Raw genomic sequence first — 7,369 nt, forward strand, 5'->3', positions numbered from 1 at the left:
GTGTTTCACGTATCATCCTGCCAATACGGAACGATTGTACACACTTATGAGCATTGTCCATTCCTGCCACGAAGCCGTGTGGCAAGCCACCCGTTCCCAGCTCTTCCTGATCGATCCGCATACGCTGCACCTGCTCGACGCCAACCCGGCCGCGGACCGGCATTCGGGAATGGGCGCGGGCGACCACTTCGCCAGCCTCGCTCCCGCCCTGCCCCGCCAGCAGTTCGACGCTGCCCTCGACAGCGGCGCCACCGTCAGCACCATATTGGCGCGGGCCGATGGCACGCACCAGCGCGTCGCGCTGCGCCTGGCGAACGTCCACCATGGCGGCAGGGACTGCGTGCTGGCGATCGCCGACGACGACACGGCCGCCGAAACCCTGCAGCAGGTGCAGTCGCGTTTCGACGCGATCGTCTCGCATACGCCCGGCCTGGTGTATCAGTTCCGCCGCGAGACGGATGGTCGGGTATCCTATCCCTACCTGAGCGAGGGCTGCCAGGCGCTGCTCGGCATGCCGGCGGCCGAACTGGCGGCCGACCCGGAACGTTTCGCCCGGCTCGTGCTGCCGGAAGACCGCCAGTCGTACCTGGATTCGATGACGTCCTCGGCGGGCACGCTGTGGAGCTGGAACTGGGAAGGCCGCATCTGGATCGAGGCCTGGAAGGACGTCAAGTGGATCAACCTGCGCGCCACGCCGCACGTCTTGCCCGGTGGCGCGGTGCAGTGGGAAGGCATCATGACCAACATCACCGAGAGCAAGCTGGAACAGCTGGAGGTACGGGCCAGCCGCGCCCGGCTCGCGGAGCTGACCGCGCACATCGAGAAGGTCAAGGAGCAGGAACGCACGCGCATCGCGCGCGAGATTCACGACGACCTGGGCGGCAACCTCACCGCCATCAAGATGGCGCTGGCGATGCTGGCCGCCCGGCTGCCCGAGGGCGATGCCGCGCTGGCGGAAAAAGCGGCGTATGTCGACCAGCTGGCCGACCGCACGATCGATGCCGTGCACCGCATCACGCTGGACTTGCGGCCCTCCATCCTCGACTTCGGCCTGGTCGCCGCGCTGGAGTGGCAGGTCGAGGAATTCGCCGCGCAGGGCGGCCTGGCATGCAGGTTCCAGTCCAACGAAAAGGATGTCGCGCTCGATCCCGACCAGGCCACCGCGCTGTTCCGCATCGTGCAGGAAGCGCTGACCAATATCGCCAAGCACGCGCACGCCTCCAGCGTCGCGGTGCGCCTGCAGAGCACGCGCGAGCACGTGGACGTGAAGATCACCGACAATGGCCGCGGCATCCGTGCCGCCGACCGCGCCAAGCCGGGCTCGTTCGGCCTGCGCGGCATGGCCGAGCGCGCGCGGGCGCTCGGCGGCACGCTGAACGTGTCCCATGCACCGGGCGGCGGCACCGTGGTGGCGATCCGGATACGGCGGAGCCCGGGCGAAGGGCTGGAAGCGGCTACAATTCGGCCTGCAATAACGAAATAGGACTGACGCAGCATGAGCGACAAGGCAGCCATCAAGGTTTTCATCGCCGACGATCACGCGATCGTGCGCGAGGGCCTGAAGCAGATTCTCGCCGACACCCGCGACATCGTGGTATCCGGCGAGGCGGAAAACGGCAGCGATGCGCTGCGCCTGTTCCGCAAGTCGGGCTGCCATGTGGTGCTGCTCGATATCTCGATGCCCGACCGCAGCGGCATCGAGGTGCTGAAACAGATCAAGAAGGAAAAGCCGGAGCTGGCCGTGCTGATGCTGTCGATGCACCGCGAGGACCAGTACGCGATCCGCTCGCTGAAGGCCGGCGCGGCCGGCTATCTCACCAAGCAGAGCGCACCGAAAGAACTGGTCACTGCGATCCGGCAAGTCGCTGGCGGGTTAAAATACATCAGCCCCGCGCTGGCCCAGGAACTGGCCAACCACGTGGGCGACGACCACGAAGCGGCACCGCACGAAACCCTGTCCGACCGCGAGTACCAGACACTGACGCTGATCGCTTCGGGCATGACGGTCGGCGCGATCGCCAAGGAATTGTCGCTGTCGGTCAAGACGGTCAGCGAGTACCGGGCGCGCCTTCTGGTCAAGATGAAACTGAAGAATAGCGCGGAGCTCACGCACTACGCGATCAGGAACGGCTTGATCGACTGAGGGCTCGATTGAACGCGCGGCCCGAGCGGCCGGCGGTGTGATCGAACGTTTTCAGAATGATATAAAGCTTGGCAACTTCTGGTTCCGAAAATAAAGGAAATATGCCTCGCTGCTCTGTGTTTCGATACTTTCATCGTTGTCGTAACATGCAGGCTGTTGGTAATCCTTTGTAAAGGCTGCAAGCCAGATGTCGAGCAAACCCCCAGGTCACGCGGACCAGAACCCGGCAGAAATCGCGCGCGAAGCGTTTCGCCGCCTGGCGGTACGCCGTATCGCACCCACGCCGGATGCGTATCGGGACATCTACAATGAAATCGCCGGCATTCCCGCACTGCCGCCCGTGGTGGCGATCCCGGCCGACCCCGGCCCGGAAAATGTCCTCAATCGTTTTGCCGCGCGAATATCCGAGCAGGCTTCCGGCGAGCTGGCCGAGTTCGGCCGCCGCTTCAACCGCGCCGTCAAGACGCGCGACTGGGATGCCTACGCCACGGCGCTGTCGCAACTGGCCGAGCGGCCCGTCAAGAAAACCGGCGGCATCGAACTGGCCCCGCTGGCGGAAGGTGAGCAGACACGGCTGCTGCGCGACCTGCTCAGCCGCACGCTGACGCTGGCCGTGGCTTCTCTGCTGACGAGCTCGCCGGTCATGGCGGCCGAAGCGGAATCGCTGGGCGCCGCCACGAAGGAAGCGCATACCGAGGCGGACCTGTCGGAGATTGCCGTGCGGCTCAAGCAGCTGTGCTACCAAATCGAACTCAAGCATGGTGACACGGCCGAACAGCAGGAACTGCTGTTGCGGCTGTTCCGCCTGCTGCTGGAAAACGTCAGCGAACTGCTGGACGACGATTCCTGGCTGCGCGGCCAGGTCGACACCGTGCAGGCACTGATCGCCGGCCCGCTCGACGCCCGCGCGCTGGAAGCGGCCACCCGCAGCCTGAAAGACGTGATCTACAAGCAAAGCCAGCTCAAACACAGCGTGGCCGACGTCAAGGCCACCGTGAAGAACATGGTGATGACCTTTATCGACCGGCTCGGCCAGGTAGCCGCCTCGACCGGCGACTTCCACCAGAAGATCGGCGCCTATTCCGAGAAGATCAGCCACGCCAACGACATTACCGAGCTGAACCACATCCTCGACGAGGTGCTGCACGAAACCCGCGTGGTGCAGAGCGAAGCACTGCAGGCGCGCGACAATATGGTCAGCGCCAGGCAGGAAGTGCAGGATGCGGAAGAGCGCATCAAGGCGCTGGAAACGCAACTGCAGCATATGAGCGAACTGGTGCGCGAAGACAGCCTGACGGGCAGCCTGAACCGTCGCGGGCTGGACGACGTGTTCGAACGCGAAACGGCGCGCGCCGACCGCCGCGGCACGCCGCTGTGCGTCGCGGTGCTGGACCTGGACGATTTCAAGAAACTCAACGATACCTACGGCCATATTGCCGGCGACAGCGCCCTGAAGCACCTGGTGAAAGTCGTCAAGGAAACGCTGCGCTCGATGGATGTGATCGCCCGCTTCGGCGGCGAGGAATTCCTCATCCTGCTGCCGGAAACCACGGTCGACGCGGCGGTTGCCACCATGACCCGGCTGCAGCGCGACCTGACCCGGCATTTCTTCATGCATGAGAACGAAAAGCTGCTGATCACGTTTTCCGCCGGCGTGGCGCTGCGCCGGCAAGGCGAGGAGCAGGCCGCGCTCGTCAAGCGGGCCGATGGCGCCATGTATACAGCGAAGAAGACGGGCAAGAACCGGGTTGTCGTGGCGGAGTGAATCGTTGCACTGCCTGCGATGCCCTGTCCTGATGAGCCCGGCCCCCGCCGGGCTTTTTCTTTTGTCAGCAAAATCCTTTAAAGCCTGCTCTACAGTAAGCATCGCGCACGCATTTCTTTAAAAAAACTCGATTTCCCACAAAAAAACCCTAAAGCTTTCCATACGGAACCCGTTACCTGAAACAACAGCGGCTTGATCGTCACAGGAACAGCGTGACGGGCCAAAGTTACCGAGCAAATCGCCCAACAGCAGTACCGTCTGGAGAGTCACCATGGCATCGGTCATCAACACCAACATCGCTTCCCTGAATTCGCAACGCAACCTGTCGGGCTCGCAAGGCGCCCTGTCGACCTCGCTGCAACGCCTGTCCTCCGCCTGCGCATCAACAGCGCAAAAGACGACGCCGCCGGCCTGGCGATTTCCGACCGCATGAACTCCCAGATCCGCGGCATGACGCAAGCGACCCGCAACGCCAACGATGGCGTGTCGATGGCGCAGACCGCAGAAGGCGCGCTGTCCTCGTCGGGCGACATCCTGCAGCGCATCCGCGAACTGGCCGTGCAATCGTCGAACGCCTCGAACTCCGCATCGGATCGCCAGGCCCTGCAAACCGAAGTCACGCAGCTGTCGTCGGAACTGAACCGCATTGCGCAAACGACCACGTTCAACGGCCAGACGCTGCTCGATGGCACGATGGGCACGGCCCACTTCCAGGTCGGTGCCGATGCGAACCAGCTGATCTCGGCCACTGGGGCGAACTTCCTGACCGGCACGTATGGCAACAACAATGTGTCGGCCGACACAGTCCAGGCTGCTTCGGCCACGTCGGTCAGCAGCTCGGGCACGCTCGACATCTCCGGCGTGCGCGGCAGCGCAACGCAGATTGCAACTACGGACACCGACACCGCCAAGTCGATCGCCGCCAAGGTCAACGCTCAGACCGCCGCGACCGGCGTGACGGCCTCGGCCAAGACCGAAGTGCTGCTGAATATGGGCGCCGAGGATTATTCGTTCGACCTGAAGGGCGACAACAGCGACGCGGTCAAGATCAACTTCAGCGTTTCCGGCACCGGTGAAACGGCGGCCGATTATGCCGCCGGCATCAATGCGATCAATGCCCAGTCCGCCAAGACCGGCATCACCGCGGAATACGATGCCACCAACAAGGGCTTGAAGCTGACGCATGCGAGCGGCGCCAACATCGATATGGCCAATACCCGCGCCACCAGCAATACGGCGACGTTCACCGCGAGCACGTACGACGCCGCTGGCGTTCCGACCGCATCGGCTCTCGACATGAAGACCGCGGGCAATACCGCCGTGGCCAACGGCCAGCTCAGCTATGACTCCGAAGGCGCGTTCAAGGTCACGGATGAAACCGGCCTGTCGGGCACCGGTTCGGTCGTCTCGACCTCGGACCTGAAGTCGGTCGCCTCGCTGGACATCTCGGACTTCAAGGGTGCCCAGGCAGCAATCAAGATTGCCGATGCGGCACTGGCAACCGTGAACACCCAGCGCGCCGCCTACGGTGCCCTGCAATCGCGCTTCTCGTCGGCGATCTCGAACCTGCAAAGCACGACGGAAAACCTGTCTGCATCGAAGAGCCGCATCGTCGACACCGACTTCGCCGCGGAAACCGCGAGCATGACCCGCGGCCAGATCCTGCAGCAGGCTGGTACTGCGATGCTGGCCCAGGCAAACCAGCTGCCGAATGGCGTGATGAGCCTGCTGCGTTAATCCGAACGCATGAAGTAACGACAACATCCCCGGCTGCCACCGTCCAGCCGGGGATTTTTTTCGCCCTTCAAAGTCACGAATTGAAGGCAAAACACCCCTCAATTCTCCCTAAAGATTCACCGCACGCTGCCGAAAGGACGCGCCTGCAGGCATAACTTTAGGGCTTGCATGCAGAAATTCAGCTCGCCCATGCCACTAAAGCTTTCCACGCGGAACCCGTTACCTGAAACAACAGCGGCTTGATCGTCACAAGAACAGCGTGACGGGCCAAAGTGGAACGAGCAAAGCGCCGGAACAGCAGTACCGCATTGGAGAGTCACCATGGCATCGGTCATCAACACCAACATCGCTTCCCTGAATTCGCAACGTAACCTGTCGGGCTCGCAAGGCGCCCTGTCGACCTCGCTGCAGCGCCTTTCCTCCGGCCTGCGCATCAACAGCGCGAAAGACGACGCCGCCGGCCTGGCGATTTCCGACCGCATGAACTCCCAGATCCGCGGCATGACGCAAGCGACCCGCAACGCCAACGATGGCGTGTCGATGGCGCAGACCGCAGAAGGCGCGCTGTCCTCGTCGGGCGACATCCTGCAGCGCATCCGCGAACTGGCCGTGCAATCGTCGAACGCCTCGAACTCCGCATCGGATCGCCAGGCCCTGCAAACCGAAGTCACGCAGCTGTCGTCGGAACTGAACCGCATTGCGCAAACGACCACGTTCAACGGCCAGACGCTGCTCGATGGCACGATGGGCACGGCCCACTTCCAGGTCGGTGCCGATGCGAACCAGCTGATCTCGGCCACTGGGGCGAACTTCCTGACCGGCACGTATGGCAACAACAATGTGTCGGCCGACACAGTCCAGGCTGCTTCGGCCACGTCGGTCAGCAGCTCGGGCACGCTCGACATCTCCGGCGTGCGCGGCAGCGCAACGCAGATTGCAACTACGGACACCGACACCGCCAAGTCGATCGCCGCCAAGGTCAACGCTCAGACCGCCGCGACCGGCGTGACGGCCTCGGCCAAGACCGAAGTGCTGCTGAATATGGGCGCCGAGGATTATTCGTTCGACCTGAAGGGCGACAACAGCGACGCGGTCAAGATCAACTTCAGCGTTTCCGGCACCGGTGAAACGGCGGCCGATTATGCCGCCGGCATCAATGCGATCAATGCCCAGTCCGCCAAGACCGGCATCACCGCGGAATACGATGCCACCAACAAGGGCTTGAAGCTGACGCATGCGAGCGGCGCCAACATCGATATGGCCAATACCCGCGCCACCAGCAATACGGCGACGTTCACCGCGAGCACGTACGACGCCGCTGGCGTTCCGACCGCATCGGCTCTCGACATGAAGACCGCGGGCAATACCGCCGTGGCCAACGGCCAGCTCAGCTATGACTCCGAAGGCGCGTTCAAGGTCACGGATGAAACCGGCCTGTCGGGCACCGGTTCGGTCGTCTCGACCTCGGACCTGAAGTCGGTCGCCTCGCTGGACATCTCGGACTTCAAGGGTGCCCAGGCAGCAATCAAGATTGCCGATGCGGCACTGGCAACCGTGAACACCCAGCGCGCCGCCTACGGTGCCCTGCAATCGCGCTTCTCGTCGGCGATCTCGAACCTGCAAAGCACGACGGAAAACCTGTCTGCATCGAAGAGCCGCATCGTCGACACCGACTTCGCCGCGGAAACCGCGAGCATGACCCGCGGCCAGATCCTGCAGCAGGC

At 63.3% G+C, this 7,369-nt stretch carries 6 protein-coding genes; all 6 read left to right on the plus strand.

All coding sequences use genetic code 11. From position 1 onward, the window contains the following. Positions 1–46: 46 nt before the first annotated feature. On the plus strand, positions 47–1,483 hold the full coding sequence (locus tag ACY34H_RS24885; RefSeq protein ID WP_464980147.1) for a sensor histidine kinase: 1,437 nt from the start codon (positions 47–49) through the stop codon (positions 1,481–1,483). 12 nt (positions 1,484–1,495) lie between these two features. Continuing rightward, on the plus strand, positions 1,496–2,143 hold the full coding sequence (locus ACY34H_RS24890; protein ID WP_464980148.1) for a response regulator: 648 nt from the start codon (positions 1,496–1,498) through the stop codon (positions 2,141–2,143). A gap of 187 nt (positions 2,144–2,330) precedes the next feature. Continuing rightward, on the plus strand, positions 2,331–3,908 hold the full coding sequence (locus ACY34H_RS24895; RefSeq protein WP_464980149.1) for a GGDEF domain-containing protein: 1,578 nt from the start codon (positions 2,331–2,333) through the stop codon (positions 3,906–3,908). 271 nt (positions 3,909–4,179) lie between these two features. Continuing rightward, complete coding sequence (locus tag ACY34H_RS24900; RefSeq protein WP_464980150.1) at positions 4,180–4,341, plus strand: hypothetical protein; 162 nt, start codon at positions 4,180–4,182, stop codon at positions 4,339–4,341. Then, on the plus strand, positions 4,338–5,645 hold the full coding sequence (locus tag ACY34H_RS24905) for a flagellin N-terminal helical domain-containing protein (RefSeq protein WP_464980151.1): 1,308 nt from the start codon (positions 4,338–4,340) through the stop codon (positions 5,643–5,645). The genes ACY34H_RS24900 and ACY34H_RS24905 overlap by 4 nt, the downstream gene beginning before the upstream one ends. A gap of 321 nt (positions 5,646–5,966) precedes the next feature. Continuing rightward, a partial coding sequence (locus ACY34H_RS24910) for a flagellin N-terminal helical domain-containing protein (RefSeq protein ID WP_464980152.1) occupies positions 5,967–7,369 on the plus strand: 1,403 nt, incomplete at its 3' end.

It is taken from the genome of Pseudoduganella sp. jia 9 (assembly GCF_055502615.1).

Excerpts from the sequence above, each read along its gene's own strand:
- ACY34H_RS24885 (WP_464980147.1), top strand. The coding sequence starts at position 47 with ATGAGCATTGTCCATTCCTGCCACGAAGCCGTGTGGCAAGCCACCCGT.
- ACY34H_RS24890 (WP_464980148.1), top strand. The coding sequence starts at position 1,496 with ATGAGCGACAAGGCAGCCATCAAGGTTTTCATCGCCGACGATCACGCG.
- ACY34H_RS24895 (WP_464980149.1), top strand. The coding sequence starts at position 2,331 with ATGTCGAGCAAACCCCCAGGTCACGCGGACCAGAACCCGGCAGAAATC.
- ACY34H_RS24900 (WP_464980150.1), top strand. The coding sequence starts at position 4,180 with ATGGCATCGGTCATCAACACCAACATCGCTTCCCTGAATTCGCAACGC.
- ACY34H_RS24905 (WP_464980151.1), top strand. The coding sequence starts at position 4,338 with ATGAACTCCCAGATCCGCGGCATGACGCAAGCGACCCGCAACGCCAAC.